Raw genomic sequence first — 17,672 nt, forward strand, 5'->3', positions numbered from 1 at the left:
TATATCTGTTGCGGGAGGCCGCTATAATGGCCGGCTTTTTATCCAGATCGGCCTCATAGCCCAGGTTTATAAGCATGTCTCGTCGTAGAAAGAAGTTACCCCAAGAGTCCATTACCTGCGAAATTGAATCTCTCAGTCACGAAGGTCGTGGCGTCTCCCATAAAGACGGTAAAACCCTGTTCGTCGAAGGCGCTTTGCCCGGCGAAACTGTAACTGCGCGATATGTAAACAGCCGTCGCAGCTATGATGAGCTTGCTGTAGAAGAAGTGTTGACGCAGCATCCGCAACGTATTGAGCCTGACTGCCAGTTCTCCAAACTCTGTGGCGGTTGCAGCATGCAGCATGTCGACCTGGGGTTTCAGATCAATCACAAAGAGTCTGTCTTACTGGACCACCTGAGACACTTTGGCGACTTAAAGCCGGAGCAGGTCGTTCCTCCGCTAGTAGGCGCGGGTCGCGGCTATCGCACCAAGGCGAGATTGGGTGTGCGCTACGTAGCCAAGCGCGATGAAGTCCTGGTGGGCTTTCGTGAGCGCTACAGTAACTTTCTGACCGCTATTGATGAGTGCGCGGTTCTGATTGAATCCGTCGGTGGTCGTATCCCTGAGCTGAAAGCTTTGGTTCGGGGGCTTTCCGTCTACCAGCGCACTCCCCAGATTGAGGTGGCGGCAGGTGATGATGTTTGCGCACTGGTAATCCGTCATATGGACCCGCTCACTGAAGACGACGTGCAAAAGCTCATCGATTTCTCTGAGCAAACCGGGTTGGCAATTTACTTGCAACCCAAAGGTCCTGACACGGTCGCCAAGTTATGGCCGAAAGATGGGCGGGAACTGCTCAGCTATCAGTTGAGCGACTATGATCTGACAATGCAGTTCCATCCAATGGACTTTACTCAGGTCAATCGCGATATCAATCGTCGTATGCTGGCGCAGGCGTTGGAATGGCTGCAGCCGCAGGCGGGCGAGACTATTCTCGACCTGTTTTGCGGGCTGGGTAACTTCACCCTGCCCATTGCCCGCTCGGCGGCGCATGTGGTGGGAGTGGAGGGCAGCGAGGATATGGTGCGCAGAGGCTACGCCAATGCGGAACTCAATGGCGTTAGCAATGTAGAGTTTCACGCTGCGGATCTGCACCTTCCATTAGCGCCGGCGAATGAGGCGAAGCATGCGTGGCTGCGAACTTATGACAAAATTTTACTGGACCCGCCGCGCTCTGGTGCGGAAGAGTTAGCGAAGCAAATGACCCGTTTTGGGGCGAAGCGAATTGTTTATGTGTCCTGTAACCCCGCTACATTGGCGCGGGACGCCGGCATTCTGGCGGCGCAGGGATACAGGCTGATCAAGGCCGGGGTAATGGATATGTTCCCGCATACGGCCCATGTCGAGTCAATGGCCTTATTCGAGAAAGCATAAGCCCGTTACTCAGAAAATAAGAGAGTCTGGCGAAAGGCGTCACTATGGTTAAAGTTCGCGAAGATTATCCTTTGGCTCAGGACGGGTCAGTTGATATCAACGGTTGGATTGACCGTTTACAGCAACAGGTTGAATTGGAGGATGTGGCGTCGTTTCGCCGCGCCTGCCTGCTGGCGAAAGAGATCGAATCAGAGGCGGTGCGCGCCGGAAACCTTTGGTCGGAAGGCTCCAGCAGCTTTTTGACCGGCTTGGAAATGACCCAGATTCTGTCTGAGTTACAACTGGATACGCCCAGCCTGATCGCAGCGGTGCTCTATCGTGCAGTGCGGGAAGGCAAACTTTCTTTGATCCGAGTGAATGAAGAATTTGGCGAAGAAGTCTCCAAACTGATTGAAGGCGTCTCGCAGATGGCGGCGATTTCCAGCTTACGTCACCCCATTCAGGGCAGTGTGCTGGGGCAGACCCAGACCCAGGTGGACAACATCCGCCGTATGCTGGTCACCATGATAGACGACGTGCGCGTAGCGCTGATCAAGCTGGCGGAGCGGACCTGCGCCATTCGAGACGTGAAAAACGCTGGATCGGACAAGCGTCATCGCGTGGCCAGAGAAGTCTTTGATATATATGCGCCACTGGCTCACCGCTTGGGGATCGGTTATCTAAAGTGGGAGCTGGAGGATTTGTCTTTCCGCTATCTGCATGAAACCGCCTACAAAAAAATCGCCAAGCTGCTGGATGAACGCCGTATGGACCGGCAGAAGTTCATTGAGGAGGCCCTCTCCGCATTGCGTCAGGAACTGGAAGCCAGCGGTATCAAGGCGGAGCTTTCCGGCCGCGCCAAGCACATTTACAGCATATGGCGCAAAATGCACCGCAAGGGGATCGACTTTTCGCAAGTCTATGACATCCGCGCCATTCGTATTCTGGTTCCCAGCATACGCGATTGCTACTCTGCTCTAGGAGTGGTGCATGCATTGTGGCGCCACATTCCCCATGAGTTTGATGACTATATCGCCAACCCAAAGCAGAACGGGTATCAGTCGCTGCACACGGCGGTAGTGGGTCCGTCCGGGAAAATCATGGAAGTACAGATCCGCACGCAGAAAATGCATGAAGAGGCGGAGCTGGGAGTTTGTGCGCACTGGCTATATAAAGGCACCGATACGCAGCAGAAATCTCATGGGTATGAGCAGAAGATCGCTTGGCTGAGACAGGTGCTGGAGTGGCAGGACGAACTGGGAAGCAAGACTTCAGAGCTTGTTGATCAGTGGCGCAACGACATCGTTAGCGACCGCATCTACGTATTCACGCCAGATGGGCATGTTATTGATTTGCCGGCAGGATCAACCCCCATTGATTTTGCCTACAAGGTGCACACGGAAATCGGGCACGCCTGCCGTGGGGCCAAGATTCACGGCCGTATCGTGCCGCTGAACTACAAGTTAAAAACCGGCGATCAGGTGCAGATTCTGACCTCGAATCAGGCGCGCCCCAGTCGCGACTGGCTCAACTCGGATCTGGGATACGCCAATACTTCCAGAGCGCGGGCGAAAATCACCCATTGGTTCAAGCTGCAGGATCGCGATCAGAATGTCGAGGAAGGGCGCGATATTCTGCAAGGCGTATTAAAGCGCCTGTCATTGGAGCAGCTAGATTTCGATGACTTGGCGCAGAAAGTGAATTATCCCTCGGCGGAGGATATGTTCGCCGCCATCGGCGCTGGCGATCTCAAGCCGATGCAAGTGGCGCATACCGCGCAGAACATGCTGGAGCCGCGGGATGAGCAGCTGTCGCTGCATCTGCGTGCGGCGCAGGAAAGCGCTAAATCGTCTGATGTGCACATTCGTGGCGTCGGTAATCTGATGACTCAGATGGCGAACTGCTGTAAACCGGCTCCGGGCGATCCTATCGTCGGTTATATCACCATTGGTCGGGGGGTTTCCATTCACAGACAAGATTGCATCAACGCGCTGCAGTTACAGACGGTCGAGCCCAACCGCATGATAGAAGTAAGCTGGGGCGATACTGAATACACCTATCCTGTAGATGTGGTTATTAATGCCTATGACCGCCCCGGTTTGCTGCGCGATATCACTTTGTTGCTGGCGAATGAGAAGATCAACGTGACCGCTGCATTGACAAATACTGACAAAAATCAGAGTACGGCAGATATACGGCTCACTGTAGAAGTGACGTCCATAGATGTATTGGGCCGCATGTTTGATCGTATTCGAAGGCTGCCGAATATTATTGACGCGCGCCGAGCGAAACCGGGAGAAGGGTGATGAGTGTGGCAAATGATTCTCTTCAGTACACTCTAGAAGACCTCCTGTACCTGATGGGTCGATTGCGTGATCCAAAGGATGGTTGTCCATGGGATCTGAAACAGGACTTTGCGTCTATCGTTCCATTTACCATAGAAGAAACCTATGAAGTGGCGGATGCAATAGAACGGAAAGACTGGCCGCATCTTCGCGATGAGTTGGGAGACTTACTGTTTCAGGCCGTTTTCTATTCCCAGCTGGCGCAGGAGAAGGACCTGTTCCAGTGGCCCGATATTGTTGATGGCGTTGTTCGGAAGCTATTGCGCCGGCACCCTCATGTGTTTCCTGATGGGACTCTTAAAAGTCGCTTGGCTCCAGATGAAAGGATCAGCGAGGAGCAGATCAAAGCCAATTGGGAGCGGATCAAGCAACAGGAGCGTGAACTGAAGAAATTGGGTGAAGCTCCAGATTCCGACGCTGACCGAAGTGTTCTGGCGGATATCCCTAACGCCATGCCGGCGCTGCAGCGAGCGCAGAAACTGCAAAAGCGCGCATCATTACACGGCTTCGACTGGCCGGAAATAAACCCTGTTCTGGATAAAATTCACGAGGAGATTGACGAGTTGCGCCATGAGTTGGCGGCTCCGGTTCTGGATCAGGATAAGTTGGAAGATGAGCTGGGGGATGTGTTGTTTTGCTGTGTCAATCTGGCGCGTTTCGTTAAGGCTGATCCAGAGGCTGCTTTGCGCAGGGCTAACGCTAAATTTGTAAGGCGCTTTTCCCGGATTGAGTCGCTATTGAGAGAACAGGGCAAAACCTTGGACGATGCGTCGTTGCAAGAAATGGACTTGTTGTGGGACAAGGCTAAAGAAGAAGGCCTATAAGCACAATGCGCGCTGTCAACGCGCACCTGTTGCAAGCTTAATTGTTGGCCGCCTTCAGCTCTTGCTTGAGCAGGCTGATGTACTTCTTGCTTAGCTGCAAAAATCTTGGCGTCGGCCCGACGTCTTCGTACATGGGGTCGCCCATTTCATCTTCAGCAACCACCTTGGCTCCCTGAATATAGGGGAAGCTGCTCTCCAGCTCATCCAGCGCAGCGGAAAGGAGTTCGCTGATGATTTCTTCCTGGCTGCGTAGTGGATACATTTCTGCGAGGGCTGAAACTCTGGCTGCGTCCTCAATGCGCAGGCGCAACGGATATTCCTTGTTCGTAAGACGGACGTTGGCGGTGTTTTCCCAATTTTGCACGAGAGCGTTAATTTTCATAAAGCGGCCTATGTAAAACAAACGACATCAATTTCAGTCTAGGAGGCCCCACCAGGTCGGGCCATAAGAGCATGTACGTAGCGGCCTGAGAGGGCGGCCGGTTTTTCTGTGAAGGTTTTTAACTACTAACGTGGCAATGATATTGGCATGTTAGTACTCAGGCGCATTCATGCGCCTGCGCAGGCCCTGTCGTTGTAAACAAATAGAAGGAAGCTATTTGTCTGCCTGATTAATAGTTTAGACCGTCTCAGATGAAGCGGCATGCGGATTGGTGGAATGATGAGACAACCAGGGTAGGGGGTGCTATTGTTTTAGTTCGGAATTTTTCGATATTTCACAGGGTTATAGTTGAGATAAGGCGATTGCAACAAAACGTCAACGAAGAAGAGACTATTGAAAAAGCGGCGGAGTAAGAGAAATGATGAAGGAATTGCATCCTGAACTGAGAGAAAACGTACGCCTTCTGGGAGAGTTGCTGGGGCAAAGCATTCGCTATCACCTTGGCGATGAGATTTTCAATAAAATCGAGAAAATCCGTATCGCCGCAAAAGCAGACCGTAATGCGGAAATCAGCCAGAGAAAGCAACTGAAAGAGGTGCTTTCTGGATTGAATGATGAAGAGCTGGTTCCTGTCTCAAGGGCGTTCAATCAATTCTTGAACCTGACCAATATTGCTGAACAATACCATATCGTCAGGCGTCGGGCGCCTGCCAGCGAACTGGTGGATAACCGCCTGGACACGATCGAAGTCGTGTTTGATCGCTTGATTGGTCAAGGCGTCAGTAAAGAGAAAGTCTTCGCGCAACTGGCGGATCTGAATTTAGAGTTTGTGCTGACGGCGCATCCTACCGAAATTACCCGCCGCACGCTGATTCAGAAATATGACCAGATTTCTGAGTGCCTGGAGGCCTCGGACCGTAGCGACTTATTGGAGGAAGAGTACGGCAAGATCGTTGAGCGTCTGCGACGTTTGATCACAGAAGCCTGGCACACAGATGAGATTCGTTATGAGCGCCCCACGGCGGTGGACGAGGCGAAGTGGGGGTTCGCCGTAATCGAAAATTCCTTATGGCAGGCAGTTCCTGATTTTATGCGCCAGATGGACGCCGCGTTGCAGTCGCGTTTTGGCGAGGGGCTGCCGATCAACGTGAGCCCTGTGCGGTTCGCCTCCTGGATGGGGGGTGACAGAGACGGCAATCCTAACGTTACCTCCGAGGTCACTCGCGAAGTCTTTTTACTGAGCCGCTGGATGGCGGCGGATTTGTATCTGCGGGATATAGAAGCGCTACGTTCGGAATTATCCATGACCGCCTGTAATGGCGAACTGGCGCGGGCCTCTGGGCAGAGCCGGGAGCCTTATCGGAAAATACTCGCCAAGCTGCGCAGCCGGTTGGAAGCAACGCGGGCATGGGCTGCTGAGGCACTGGACGCCACGAAAAAACCATCCGCTGATGTTTTGCTCAATAATGCGGAACTGATTGAGCCGTTAATGGTGTGTTATCGCTCGTTGCGGGATTGCGGCATGGAAGTGATCGCCAATGGGCCGCTGCTGGACGTGATTCGTCGCGCGCAATGCTTCGGTTTACAGTTGGTGAGGCTGGATATTCGGCAAGACTCAGAACGCCACAGCGATGTGATGAAAGAAGTATGCGCTTACCTTGGCATTGGCGATTACTCAGAGTGGAGCGAAGAGGAGAAGCAGGCCTTTTTGATTCGTGAGCTGGAAGGTCGGCGTCCACTGCTTCCCAAGGAGTGGCCGGCTTCTGCGGAAGCCAAGGAAGTGTTGGCTACCTGTCGAGTTGTCGCGACGCAGCCTCCGGAGGGACTGGGCTCCTATGTTATTTCCATGGCCAGTGATCCGTCCGATGTTCTGGCGGTGATTCTATTGCTGCGTGAGAGCGGCATGCGTCACCGCATTCCGATTGCGCCCCTGTTTGAGACCCTGAGTGATTTGCAAGGCGCTGCGGATAGCATTGGTCGTTTGCTCGACCTTCCATGGTACCGGGAGTACATGGGCGGTAAACAAGAGGTCATGATTGGTTACTCGGACTCCGCCAAAGACGCGGGTCAGATGGCGGCGGCCTGGGCGCAGTATCAGGCGCAAGAGGCGCTGGTCAAGGTGGCGTCGAAGCATGATGTAAAACTGACGCTCTTCCACGGTCGTGGTGGAACGGTCGGCCGCGGCGGCGGCCCGGCTAACCGGGCAATTCTCTCGCAGCCCCCGGGGTCGGTCGCTGGTAACTTCAGAATTACTGAACAGGGCGAGATGATCCGCTTTAAATTCGGGCAGCCGAAAGTCGCCAAACAGAGCTTCAATCTCTATCTAGGCGCTGTACTGGAGGCCTCGTTGGTGCCGCCGCCGGAACCAGAGCCTGCCTGGCGCGAGATGATGGATAAGCTATCCAGTCTGGCGGTGACTTCTTACCGTGAAGTGGTGCGCGAGCGGCCCGGTTTCGTGGAGTACTTTCGCTCCGCGACGCCGGAGCAGGAACTCGGCAAACTGGCGTTGGGTAGTCGTCCTGCGCGTCGCAAGGCCTCCGGCGGTGTTGAAAGCCTGCGTGCTATCCCATGGATTTTCGCTTGGACGCAAATGCGACTCATGCTGCCTGCTTGGCTGGGTAGCGATACAGCGCTGCAAACTGCCGTCGATGATGGCGGCGCGGACACATTGAAGGCGATGTTGACTGGCTGGCCGTTCTTTGAAACTCACGTGGATATGCTGGAAATGGTGCTTTCCAAGGTGGACCCTGAGATTGCGCGATTTTATGAGGAGCGACTGGTCAAACCAGAGCTACACCAGTTGGGAGATGAGCTGCGTCGCCGGGCGGGTCGCGCCGTGGACCTGATCAATGAGCTAAAGGAACAGGGTGAGCTGCTGCTGGATAACCCTGTCTTCATGCATTCCCTGCAGGTTCGCAACCCCTACACCGACCCTTTGCATTACTTGCAGGTGGAGCTCCTGGTGCGTGATCGAGCCGAGGGAGAAACCAATAAAGAGACGGTTGAGAAAGCGCTGAAGGTCACGATGGCGGGCGTCGCCGCTGGTATGCGTAATACGGGCTAGTCCCGCTGTCGCCCCGGCGTCGCCGGGGCGGTTACCAAACTCCAACACAGCGCAACGCAAGCTTACCTTTGCATGTGATTCCTATCACGCACGTCCCTTCAGGCGCATATAAACTAAACTATTATTTGGGTTGTTTTAGTAAAACGGGGGAAGTGTGCCGCTTGCATCCAGAGTTATGCAGTATCTGAGCCGGCAGGGAGTGCCGTATCAGCAGATACACCATGATCGCGCAGGCAATATTGACGCTGCTTTGAGGGCGGCTGAAGTGCTGCCTGATTGTGTGGCGGTGGCGGAAATCCTGGTGGACGCCAAAGGCGTCGTCATGGCGATCACCGAATTCGGGATGCAAATGAATCTGGACGCCCTTAATGGCGCTATTCGTCGCAACCTTCAGCGCCTTACCGGGCGTCAGGCGGATCGCTTGTTCCGAGACTGTGAGCCTGGATCACACCCTCCCATCGCCAGCGCCTATGGCGTTCACGCCGTGTGTGATGAGAGCTTGTTCACCAAGGAGCAAATATATATCCAGTCAGGGTGCCACAATACTCTGTTGCGTCTGGATCGCGAAAGCTTTCAGAGAGTGATGAGTCGTGCTATAAAACTTAAGCAAGGCTGCTGTGAGGCGCTAGCAATGAATTCTTTGTCATCCGATATTCCAGAAGGTACTGATGTAGGCGAAGCCAACGCCGAGCGTGTGGCGGAGCGTTTAAAGCGTCTTTATAAACTACCGCCGATGCCGACGGTTGCGACGCGGATACTGCAGGCTACCTCTGATCCAGACGCCACCGCGGGGGAGTTGGCGGCGATCATCGAGCAAGATCCCAGTCTGGCGGCGCAGATTATGCGACAAGCCCGCTCGGCGCTTTACGGATATAGAGGGAAGCTTGAGAGCGTCAAGGATGCGGTTATGCGCGTTCTGGGATTTGAGCGCGTCAGCCAGTTGGCGTTATCTATTTCCGCCAGTAAGGCGTTTGATTTACCCAATGAGGGCCCCCTCGGCATCGTTTGCTTTTGGCGGCATGCGCTGCATGTCTCGCTATTGGCGCAGCGTTTGGCTTTCCATGTTCCTGATGATCGCGTCAATCCATCCCTGGCCTACTTGACCGGTTTGCTGCATAACTTCGGTATTTTGCTCCTTGGGCATCTGTTTCGCCCTGAATACACCATGCTGAACAAGCTTGCCGAGGCGGACCCGATGACGGAGCTGGCTGTTTTGGAAAAGCAGGTGCTCGGCATGGGTGGAGCTAAGGAGCTAGTGGGATTGGGACACGGTATGCTGGGCTCAATTCTGTTGGAGCATTGGCGCTTGCCGAAGGAAGTTTCTATGACTGCTGCTGGGCATCAAGTCAAGGATTACCACGGTCCCTACGAGGATTACGTTTTACTGATCCAGCTGTCCAACTGCCTGCTCAAGGAGCTTGAGTTAGGCGACGATCAAGTTCCGGACGATCCTGTCTACTACGCAAAACGCCTGGATATGCAGCCTGAGATTGTGTTTGAAGTGTTCGAACAGCTGAAGCAGTCCAGCGATTCGCTGAATCAACTTGCCTCACAAATGGGATAGATTCGCCTGGGCGCCGTCGCCCGGGCGGCTTTATCGAGATTGGCGCTTCAGGTTGCCTGCCTATATCCGTATAATTCAGCTCTTTGCTAATCTTCCCTACAATGTGCAGCGTCTCTAATCGGATGTGTATTGTCGCCGGAATCGCGGGGAAATGCGATTGGAATCAATGTGTTGAGAGAAAAGTCCCTTAAAGGGGCTCCATGGAACTCGACAATAATAACTCGTCGACAGACTGCTGCGTCAGCTTGCGGCTGACGTAAGCGCACAGGAATTTGTTGCTTGGATCAGGAGTGTAATTGGTATGAGAATTATTTTATTGGGCGCACCCGGCGCCGGAAAGGGCACGCAAGCGCAGAATATTATGAAGAAATTCGGGATACCCCAGATTTCCACTGGCGACATGCTGCGCGCTGCGGTAAAAGCGGGCTCTCCATTGGGTCTGAAAGTGAAAGAAGTGATGGCGTCGGGTGGACTGGTATCGGACGAAACCATCATAGCGCTGGTAAAAGACCGCATTACAGAAAACGATTGCGCCAACGGTTTCCTGTTTGATGGTTTCCCTCGCACGATTCCCCAGGCGGAAGCGTTGCGTGAGGCTGGTGTGAAAATTGACCATGTCGTGGAGATCGCAGTTGACGACCAGGAGATCATCAAGCGCCTGAGTGGGCGTCGCGTACATGAAGCTAGCGGCCGTGTTTATCATGTCGACTACAATCCGCCTAAAGTGGAGGGGAAGGACGACGTCACAGGCGAGTCTTTGGTTCAGCGTGAAGACGATAAAGAAGAAACAGTGCGCAAGCGCTTGGAAGTCTATCACTCACAAACCGCTCCACTGGTTGATTATTATCGTAGCTGGGCGGAGAAAGATGTGGATGCCGCACCTGCGTATCTCCGTGTTGAAGGCATTGGTTCTGTCGACGAAATTCGTGACCGTGTCTTCGCAGGTTTGCAGAAGTAAAAATTATACCTTCATCATTGGGCGACGCTACTCTGCGTCGCCTTCTCTTCAGATTTTATTGAACAACCTTCATGGCCAAAATACTCGCACTGGATACTTCAAGTGACGCCTGCTCCGTGGCTTTATGGAACGATGGCGAACTGACTGAGCTGCTGGAAACGACGCCAAGGGCTCACGCCAAACGGTGCCTGCCAATGATTGATAGTTTGCTTGGCGACAGCGGTTTGCGCGTTAAGCAGTTGGATGCCCTGGCGTTTGGAAGAGGGCCGGGCTCGTTCACCGGACTGCGCATTGCAGCAGGTATTGTTCAGGGGTTGGCGTTTGGCGCGGATTTGCCTGTCGCGTCAGTGTCTACATTGGAGGCGATGGCTTTCGCCTGGTTTAAGAGTCAAGAAAACTTCGCCAGTCAGGCGATATGTCTACTTGATGCGCGCATGAACGAAGTTTACTGGGCGGGTTATGAGAATTCCCCTGGGGGCTTGATGGAAGTGTATGCGGAGCAGGTAACTCCCCCTGAAATGGTCGATGTATCCACGCAAAGTGGTGAGGCGGCATTATTGGGGAGCGGTCTGCTTTATCTGAAACGCTTGCCGGCCGTGTTGGCCGAGAAAGCTCGAATACAGGAGTTGGAGTGGGGCCCTCGAGCCGCTGCTATGGCTGAAATGGCGGTAGCGATGTTTGAGGCGGGATGCGTAACGCCAGCCATACAGGCCCAACCGATCTATTTGCGCGATGAAGTAGCCTGGAAGAAGCTCCCCGGACGTTAAAAGCTAACTTTTCCTCTTGTCTGTATATCTCTCCAAACTTTCACGAAAGTCGCGCTTGACGCCGACGTCGACAAGTGGAACTTTAAGGAGCTTTTTTATTAGTGCTTACTATTTTTATGGGAACATTTTAAATGACTTGGCTTGAGATCGTTGTTTTGGCGCTGATTCAGGGGCTGACGGAATTTCTTCCTGTCTCCAGCTCTGCGCACCTGATTCTTCCCTCCGAGGTTTGGGGGTGGCAGGATCAGGGGTTGGCGTTTGACGTAGCCGTTCATGTCGGCACCTTGCTGGCGGTTATGGTTTATTTCCGAGCTGATATTTTCAATTTGCTCAATGGTTGGTTTAAACAGATCGCCGGTGGTGGCGCATCGCAGGAATCACGTCTCGCCTGGGCCGTTATTCTAGGTACGATACCGGCTGGATTGGCTGGCGTATTGTTGGACAGCTGGATCGAAGAAAACCTGCGCTCGGCATTGGTTATTGCTTTGGCGACAATCGGCTTCGGCATTTTGCTGGGGCTGGCTGATCGCAAAGAAGGAACTCGCGACACGGATCAATTTACGTTAAAAGATGCGCTGATAATTGGCGTGTCTCAGGCATTGGCCCTGATTCCAGGCACATCGCGTTCAGGCATTACCATGACATCAGCTTTGTTTTTGGGGCTGAACCGAGAAACAGCCGCCCGTTTTTCCTTCCTTCTTTCTATTCCATTGATCGCCGCGGCTGGTCTGTTTAAAGGGCTGGAGTTAGTGAATACGGGCGCCAGCTCGCAATGGTCTGAAATCGCTGCGGCGACCATTATTTCCGCAATCAGCGCCTATGCATGCATTCACTTATTTTTAAAATTTTTACAGAAGATAGGTTTTATGCCGTTTGTAATTTATCGCATGATACTAGGCGCAGGCTTGTTGATTTGGCTGTATGTAGCCTGAGTTAGCGGCCTGCACTAGCCGGACTTCTGTTAGCGGCTGATTCGGGGCGGTCTATACTTTAGAAAAACGCCCCGACAATATGCTCGGAGTCCTGCTGATTGAATGTCTCAAATTGACACGGACCGAGCGATTATCGCTGGAAGGATAGCCGTATGATTGGCGGAGTTGGCTCTTCGCTACCGTTAGTACCTACGATTAAGCGCAATGAAGCATCGACGATAAGTGATGCTGACGCTTCGCGTCGCGACGACTCGCAACGCCGTAATATTGAGCAGGCGACTGCGACCGAAGACGTGTTACAGACCGGGGGGCAGGAAATCACGCCATTTCGCCGCGTCTACGCCACCACTTCCGCCGAGCAAAATCAGTTACAACGGAATCCTGAACCGGACGATGTCTCTCTTGCCGCGCAGCAGGCTATACAAACCTACCAGTCAACCGCTAACAACTCCCCCCGCGATGGCGTCGACAGCTTGGTAAGTATTGATTTGTTTGTATAAAGTCCTGTTTCTATCCCCCCCTCTTTTTGGTTATGGATATTGCACCATGATTTCGTATGACGAGCAGGTATTGGTCAGTTCGGGTGAGATGCGCTTGAACGAGGCCGAGGCGTTTTCTTCTCAGTTCGGGCTACGTTTTGTTACTTCTGATTCATTACCTGCCAAGAGCGACAGGCCGATATACGTGCTGAACTTTTCTGATGCAAGAGTAGAGCTGGTGAACTGGCGCTTGCAGGCGCCAGGCGCTGTTTTTGTAGATTTTGTAGAAGGTGCGCTGGCATATCGGCGTGAGCATGGAGGCGGTCGTGGTGAAATGGTTGCGAAGGCGGTAGGTCTAAAGGGCGAAGTGAAAAGTCTGAATGTCCTTGATGCTACGGCTGGTCTGGGAAGGGATGCCTACGTATTAGCTGCGTTGGGATGTCGAGTGGACATGTTTGAGCGTAATCCGCTTGTCCACTGCCTGTTGGCGGATGGCCTGCGCAGAGCGCAAAATTGTTCAGAGGCTGCGACAGTAGCGTCTAGAATGAAATTGCACTTAGGGGAGGCCTTTGGTTCCTTTCCTGATGGGATTGATGTGGTTTACCTTGACCCCATGTTTCCTGAGCGTCGCAAGAGTAGTGCGGTGAAAAAAGAAATGCAGGCGTTTAAGGATATTGTTGGCGCTGATCCAGATGCGAATGAATTGCTTGCTGCTGCTCTGCAGAAGGATGTTAAGCGAGTGGTGGTTAAACGGCCTAAGGGCGCGCCATGCCTGTTGGGGCGAGAGCCGAGCTTTATTGTGGCAGGAAAAAGCGGCCGGTTTGATGTCTACGCCCTACGCAAGCTGACCGGTGGATAACATCAACCGGTTGTAGCCGCGCAACGGCGCACTGCGTCTGGATATAATGACTGATCCGAATTCTATTTGGCGCCTTTTTGAGGCGCGGTTCCGCCGTTGCGTCAGCGGACTTTACGACTGCCGGTTCGGTAAACTGGCTTCGCGATACTTCAACTACTTCTAGTTGTTGCTTGGGATAATTACGTCTTCGTCAAATTGATTTTCCATGATTCCCCTCCTTTTAAGGACTGGTTAAATATAGTCCAATTATCCACAAAACAAGTTAAGTAGAGTTACCTATCTATACTAATGTACTAATATTGAACATCCGCTGAGCCCTTCTGATTACAGCATGTTAACGATTCATTCCAAGTTATTTTGTATATGCTTTTTACGCTGTAATTTGTATCAAACTGTCGCCGCAGGCGAAGACTATTTATGACCCTATTGGATTTGTTGTTGGGCCTGCTGGCGAACCTCGCGTGGGGGTTTAACTTTATTGCAGGCAAGGAGGGCGCCCAGCACTTTCAGCCTCTGTTGTTTACTGCTCTGCGTTTTGCTTTTTTGCTGGTGTTGACGGCGCCTTGGCTGAAGCCAGCGAAAGGATATATGAAGCCGTTGCTGTCAGTTGCATTTGTATTGGGTGTATTACACTTCAGTATGATGTTTTTAGGGCTTAACGCAGGAGGAAATATAGCGTCGGTCGCCATTGCGACACAGCTGTATGTGCCATTCTCAGCCATTCTGGCGGCGGCGATATTAAAAGAGAGCATTGGTTGGGTTAAAGGTGGTGCGATTATTCTGGCTTTAGTCGGGGTATTTATAATCGGGTTTGATCCAGTAGTCTTTAATCATCTTGACGCGCTGGCTTGGGTGGTGGGCGCTGCTGCGAGTATGGCGATAGCGACTATATTAATGAAGCAGTGCCCGAATTTAGGCGTCATGCGACTACAGGCCTGGATTGCATTAGTGGCTACACCGTCACTGCTGGCGTTGTCTTATATATTTGAAGAGGGCCAATGGCGGCTTCTGGCTCAAAGTGAGTGGACGGATTATTGGGCTCCACTTTATTCCGCTGTGGTGGCATCCATTGTCGGACACGGCATTGTGTATCGCTTGCTTGGGCGTTACAGCGTCTCCTTGGTGACTCCGATGATGCTGCTGGCGCCGATCTTTGCAATGGTGTTCGGGATACTATGGTTTGGAGATGTTTTGACCTGGAAGTTGGCCTTGGGCGGCGCTTTAACGCTGTTGGGAGTCATTGTTATTAATGTGCCCAGGGAGCAGTTGCGGCGAGTTTTTTATCTACTTGCTGGCAGGAGGGGAGCTTCGGTCTAAGCTTTCTAAAAAATAGAATCCTCTATCTCAAATTTATCGATATTTATACGAAATAATTGAGGTTAGACTACGGCAATTGATGATGGGAGCTGCTTATAATGTGGAAAAATACGCAACAAAATTACGGACTTATAGCAATTCTGCTGCACTGGCTGGTTGCGCTCGCTGTTTTCGGTTTATTCGGATTGGGGCTCTATATGACAGACCTGTCCTATTATGACGCCTGGTACCAAAAAGCTCCTTTCATCCACAAAAGCATTGGCATGCTGTTGCTGTTTGTAATTGTATTCAGGTTGGTTTGGCGGCTTATCAATGTGCGTCCTGAGCCAGAGCCCTCACTGAGCCGTATCGAAAAGGTCGCCAGTGAATGGGCGCATCGCCTGTTATACCTGTTGTTGATCTCCGCCATGGTCGCCGGATATCTCATTTCCACCGCCGACGGACGGGGTATTGATGTGTTTGGTCTGTTTGAGGTTCCTGCTTTGTTGCCCCCTGTGAAAGGGATGGAGGATATTGCAGGCGAGGTTCACGAATGGCTGGCGTGGTCATTGGTAGGGCTGGCCGTTTTACATGCTTTGGCGGCTATTAAGCATCACGTGATAGATAAAGATAAAACTCTGATGAGAATGCTTTCCCCAAAATAGCCGCCAGTGCTGTCGGCGGCGGTGAGTACAGATATATTTAACCTAAATCCAAGGAGATAAACAGTTATGAAGAAGAGTATCGTTGGCGCTGTCTTGGGCGTTATGTTGACCGGCGCAGCATCTGTTCATGCGGCGGACTTTGTCATGGACACCAAGAACGCGCACTCTTTTATCCAGTTCAAAATGTCCCACTTGGGCTATAGCTGGGTATTAGGGCGCTTCAACAAGTTTGACGGCGAATTTTCTTATGATGAGGCTAACCCTTCTGCGGCGAAAGTGGCGGTGAACATCGATCCGGCCAGTGTGGACACCAACCATGCTGAGCGTGATAAGCACATCCGTAGCGAAGACTTCTTGCATGTAGACGAGTTTCCTTCTGCGAAATTTGTGAGCAAGAAAGTGGTTCCTGAAGGGGACGGCAAAGCGAAAATTGTTGGTGATCTGACTTTGCGTGGCGTTACCAAAGAAGTTGTACTGGATGCTACGCATATTGCTGGCGGCAACGACCCTTGGGGCGGCTATCGTGAAGGCTTTGAGGGAACTACCACTTTTAAGCTGAAAGATTTTGGCATTCCCAAAAGCCTGGGGCCCGCGGCGGAAGAAATCCAGCTATACATGACAGTAGAAGGCATTCGCAAGTAAGGTCTTTCTCTGAGTATCCCTCGGCGGCGCCGTATGGAGCCGTCGCAGGGAATAACTCCATCAGCACTTAGTCCGGCAATGGACCTCTTCGCCGGCGCCTCTTTTCTCGCTCCACTGCACCAGTTGTTGTAATACCTTCTCCCCCACGCGAATTTGCGGCTCTGACGGGGTGAATCCGTCTCTTTTCTCCCAGCGGCTCACTAAATCTTTGGCTTTGTTAAAGGCGGTGACGAAAGAAGGAGTTTGCGTTAAAGACTCTACCAAGAACGCACGACCGAAATAGGTGTACTCAGCGTCATCGCTACAACCAAATGAGGTGCGGTCAGGTCGGGCGGCTGTAATAACGAGGGTGTTTTCTCCTTCAAGATAGGGGATAACGCCGCCAGAATAACAGGCGGAAACAACCACAACTTTCCACTTGAATGGACTGGCGTCTAGTATTTGGCCAAGCTTTTCGGCAGGAATATCGTTCAACGGCACATTGCTGAGACTGGTGGCGATGCTGTGGTCTTCTCCGCCGTGGCTTGTCATGAATAGGAACAGAATGTCTTCTTCCGGCTGGATTAATGTCTCCATGTGGGTGAGCGCCGTCTCGAGGTTCGTTGCAGTGGCGAGAGGCGCGCCTTCGGGGTTATTGACATCATTGACCAGGATCAGCTCTTGCTCGGACCGGGTATATTGCTGATTGAACAAGCGTCTGGCGAAAGCCACCTCATTGGCGAAGACTTGTTGTTCGCCCCAGCCGGCATAACCGATGAAGAACATGTCTTGCTCGCCAGGTTTGGAAGCCTGTAGCTTTTCCAATTGTCTTTGCAACAGAGGCCCTTGGCGACTGAGTATGCGCTCTGCGTTCAGGCTTGGCGCTTCGGGCTCCTGTGCGAAGCTCTGGCTGTAATCCGTAATCCAGAAGTCATAAAAGTACAGATAATGCGCTGGTAGAAACGTCACGATGGTGAGCAGTAAGGCGGCGGTGAGGCGTCGGAGAGGATGGCCGGAGGAGGACAGTCGCACAGCCCGATAGGCGATGATCAGAGTCCAGATGACCAGAGCGTAATATGACCACCAGAAAAGTTGGGGGTAGTCGGAATAATAGGTGAGGGTGACTTCCTGCTCGAATACCGTGTAAAGAATATATGGCGCTATGATTGCGTTGAGAAATAGCGTGGGGATACGGTATTGAGAGTATGGGTCGCCAACTATTTTACTGGCGATAAAGCTGCCAGCCAGAATTGCTATTAACAGGAAGCTTTCGCTAAATACGCCTTCAGCCTGAAATATTCGAGGGCTCTCCGTTGCATATAAACCAGTCAGCACACTTGTCAAAGCGCCAACTATGGCGACGAACCAGAAAGCGCCAGGGCTCAAGCGGAACCGAATAGCGGCGGCGGGAAAGAAAAAAGCCAGGCGTAAGCCCTGGGCAAGGTTATTAAGCATACTGAAACGCCGTTAAATAAGTAGGGCAGTTGGCGGTCAGTATAACCTTATGGGGAGATAAGCTGAA

15 protein-coding genes are annotated in these 17,672 nt (G+C 52.4%); 13 read left to right on the plus strand and 2 right to left on the minus strand.

All coding sequences use genetic code 11. From position 1 onward, the window contains the following. The first annotated feature begins 74 nt into the window (after positions 1 to 74). The 3 genes from rlmD to mazG are packed head-to-tail and all read left to right on the plus strand — an operon-like array spanning position 75 to position 4,563. Entirely contained in the window at positions 75 to 1,415 is a 1,341-nt protein-coding gene (rlmD, locus tag AC2IBB_RS10450) for a 23S rRNA (uracil(1939)-C(5))-methyltransferase RlmD (protein WP_486332798.1), read from the plus strand. Between the two features lie 44 nt (positions 1,416 to 1,459). Continuing rightward, a complete protein-coding gene (relA, locus tag AC2IBB_RS10455) occupies positions 1,460 to 3,700 on the plus strand; it encodes a GTP diphosphokinase (RefSeq protein ID WP_486332799.1) in 2,241 nt (746 codons plus the stop codon). Then, positions 3,700 to 4,563, plus strand: a complete 864-nt coding sequence (gene mazG, locus AC2IBB_RS10460; RefSeq protein WP_486332800.1) for a nucleoside triphosphate pyrophosphohydrolase — start codon at positions 3,700 to 3,702, stop codon at positions 4,561 to 4,563. Before relA ends, mazG begins: the two co-directional genes overlap by 1 nt. 37 nt (positions 4,564 to 4,600) lie before the next feature. Here mazG and AC2IBB_RS10465 read toward each other — a convergent pair whose 3' ends face one another. After that, positions 4,601 to 4,945, minus strand: coding sequence for a type 1 pili tip component (locus AC2IBB_RS10465; protein ID WP_486332801.1), 345 nt, complete (start codon positions 4,943 to 4,945; stop codon positions 4,601 to 4,603). A gap of 418 nt (positions 4,946 to 5,363) precedes the next feature. Between AC2IBB_RS10465 and ppc the strand changes: the two genes are divergently transcribed. The 10 genes from ppc (at position 5,364) to AC2IBB_RS10515 (ending at position 16,171) form a co-directional block, all read left to right on the plus strand. After that, on the plus strand, positions 5,364 to 8,009 hold the full coding sequence (gene ppc, locus AC2IBB_RS10470) for a phosphoenolpyruvate carboxylase (RefSeq protein WP_486332802.1): 2,646 nt from the start codon (positions 5,364 to 5,366) through the stop codon (positions 8,007 to 8,009). Positions 8,010 to 8,184: 175 nt separating this feature from the next. Then, a complete protein-coding gene (locus tag AC2IBB_RS10475) occupies positions 8,185 to 9,573 on the plus strand; it encodes an HDOD domain-containing protein (RefSeq protein ID WP_486332803.1) in 1,389 nt (462 codons plus the stop codon). A gap of 301 nt (positions 9,574 to 9,874) precedes the next feature. Beyond that, positions 9,875 to 10,531 carry an adenylate kinase gene (gene adk / locus AC2IBB_RS10480; RefSeq protein WP_486332804.1) on the plus strand — a complete coding sequence of 219 codons (657 nt, stop codon included), beginning with the start codon at positions 9,875 to 9,877 and terminating at the stop codon, positions 10,529 to 10,531. Positions 10,532 to 10,602: 71 nt separating this feature from the next. Further along, a complete protein-coding gene (gene tsaB / locus AC2IBB_RS10485) occupies positions 10,603 to 11,298 on the plus strand; it encodes a tRNA (adenosine(37)-N6)-threonylcarbamoyltransferase complex dimerization subunit type 1 TsaB (RefSeq protein ID WP_486332805.1) in 696 nt (231 codons plus the stop codon). Positions 11,299 to 11,429: 131 nt separating this feature from the next. Continuing rightward, a complete protein-coding gene (locus AC2IBB_RS10490) occupies positions 11,430 to 12,230 on the plus strand; it encodes an undecaprenyl-diphosphate phosphatase (RefSeq protein WP_486332806.1) in 801 nt (266 codons plus the stop codon). Positions 12,231 to 12,382: 152 nt separating this feature from the next. Further along, positions 12,383 to 12,730 carry a hypothetical protein gene (locus AC2IBB_RS10495; RefSeq protein WP_486332807.1) on the plus strand — a complete coding sequence of 116 codons (348 nt, stop codon included), beginning with the start codon at positions 12,383 to 12,385 and terminating at the stop codon, positions 12,728 to 12,730. Positions 12,731 to 12,776: 46 nt separating this feature from the next. Further along, on the plus strand, positions 12,777 to 13,568 hold the full coding sequence (locus AC2IBB_RS10500; protein WP_486332808.1) for a class I SAM-dependent methyltransferase: 792 nt from the start codon (positions 12,777 to 12,779) through the stop codon (positions 13,566 to 13,568). Positions 13,569 to 13,985: 417 nt separating this feature from the next. After that, the gene (locus AC2IBB_RS10505) at positions 13,986 to 14,885 is read left to right on the plus strand and encodes a DMT family transporter (protein ID WP_486332809.1); all 900 of its coding nucleotides are present in this window, start codon (positions 13,986 to 13,988) and stop codon (positions 14,883 to 14,885) included. A 98-nt stretch (positions 14,886 to 14,983) separates the two neighbouring features. Beyond that, positions 14,984 to 15,529 carry a cytochrome b gene (locus tag AC2IBB_RS10510; RefSeq protein ID WP_486332810.1) on the plus strand — a complete coding sequence of 182 codons (546 nt, stop codon included), beginning with the start codon at positions 14,984 to 14,986 and terminating at the stop codon, positions 15,527 to 15,529. A 66-nt stretch (positions 15,530 to 15,595) separates the two neighbouring features. Then, entirely contained in the window at positions 15,596 to 16,171 is a 576-nt protein-coding gene (locus AC2IBB_RS10515) for a YceI family protein (RefSeq protein ID WP_486332811.1), read from the plus strand. A gap of 60 nt (positions 16,172 to 16,231) precedes the next feature. Here AC2IBB_RS10515 and AC2IBB_RS10520 read toward each other — a convergent pair whose 3' ends face one another. Then, positions 16,232 to 17,605, minus strand: coding sequence for a C13 family peptidase (locus tag AC2IBB_RS10520; RefSeq protein WP_486332812.1), 1,374 nt, complete (start codon positions 17,603 to 17,605; stop codon positions 16,232 to 16,234). Positions 17,606 to 17,672: the final 67 nt, after the last annotated feature.

Source organism: Hahella sp. NS-SX17, from assembly GCF_057367735.1.

Excerpts from the sequence above, each read along its gene's own strand:
- AC2IBB_RS10465 (WP_486332801.1), bottom strand. The coding sequence starts at position 4,945 with ATGAAAATTAACGCTCTCGTGCAAAATTGGGAAAACACCGCCAACGTC.
- mazG (WP_486332800.1), top strand. The coding sequence starts at position 3,700 with ATGAGTGTGGCAAATGATTCTCTTCAGTACACTCTAGAAGACCTCCTG.
- adk (WP_486332804.1), top strand. The coding sequence starts at position 9,875 with ATGAGAATTATTTTATTGGGCGCACCCGGCGCCGGAAAGGGCACGCAA.
- AC2IBB_RS10515 (WP_486332811.1), top strand. The coding sequence starts at position 15,596 with ATGAAGAAGAGTATCGTTGGCGCTGTCTTGGGCGTTATGTTGACCGGC.
- rlmD (WP_486332798.1), top strand. The coding sequence starts at position 75 with ATGTCTCGTCGTAGAAAGAAGTTACCCCAAGAGTCCATTACCTGCGAA.
- AC2IBB_RS10505 (WP_486332809.1), top strand. The coding sequence starts at position 13,986 with ATGACCCTATTGGATTTGTTGTTGGGCCTGCTGGCGAACCTCGCGTGG.
- tsaB (WP_486332805.1), top strand. The coding sequence starts at position 10,603 with ATGGCCAAAATACTCGCACTGGATACTTCAAGTGACGCCTGCTCCGTG.
- AC2IBB_RS10495 (WP_486332807.1), top strand. The coding sequence starts at position 12,383 with ATGATTGGCGGAGTTGGCTCTTCGCTACCGTTAGTACCTACGATTAAG.
- AC2IBB_RS10475 (WP_486332803.1), top strand. The coding sequence starts at position 8,185 with ATGCAGTATCTGAGCCGGCAGGGAGTGCCGTATCAGCAGATACACCAT.
- AC2IBB_RS10520 (WP_486332812.1), bottom strand. The coding sequence starts at position 17,605 with ATGCTTAATAACCTTGCCCAGGGCTTACGCCTGGCTTTTTTCTTTCCC.
- relA (WP_486332799.1), top strand. The coding sequence starts at position 1,460 with ATGGTTAAAGTTCGCGAAGATTATCCTTTGGCTCAGGACGGGTCAGTT.
- AC2IBB_RS10490 (WP_486332806.1), top strand. The coding sequence starts at position 11,430 with ATGACTTGGCTTGAGATCGTTGTTTTGGCGCTGATTCAGGGGCTGACG.
- AC2IBB_RS10510 (WP_486332810.1), top strand. The coding sequence starts at position 14,984 with ATGTGGAAAAATACGCAACAAAATTACGGACTTATAGCAATTCTGCTG.
- AC2IBB_RS10500 (WP_486332808.1), top strand. The coding sequence starts at position 12,777 with ATGATTTCGTATGACGAGCAGGTATTGGTCAGTTCGGGTGAGATGCGC.
- ppc (WP_486332802.1), top strand. The coding sequence starts at position 5,364 with ATGATGAAGGAATTGCATCCTGAACTGAGAGAAAACGTACGCCTTCTG.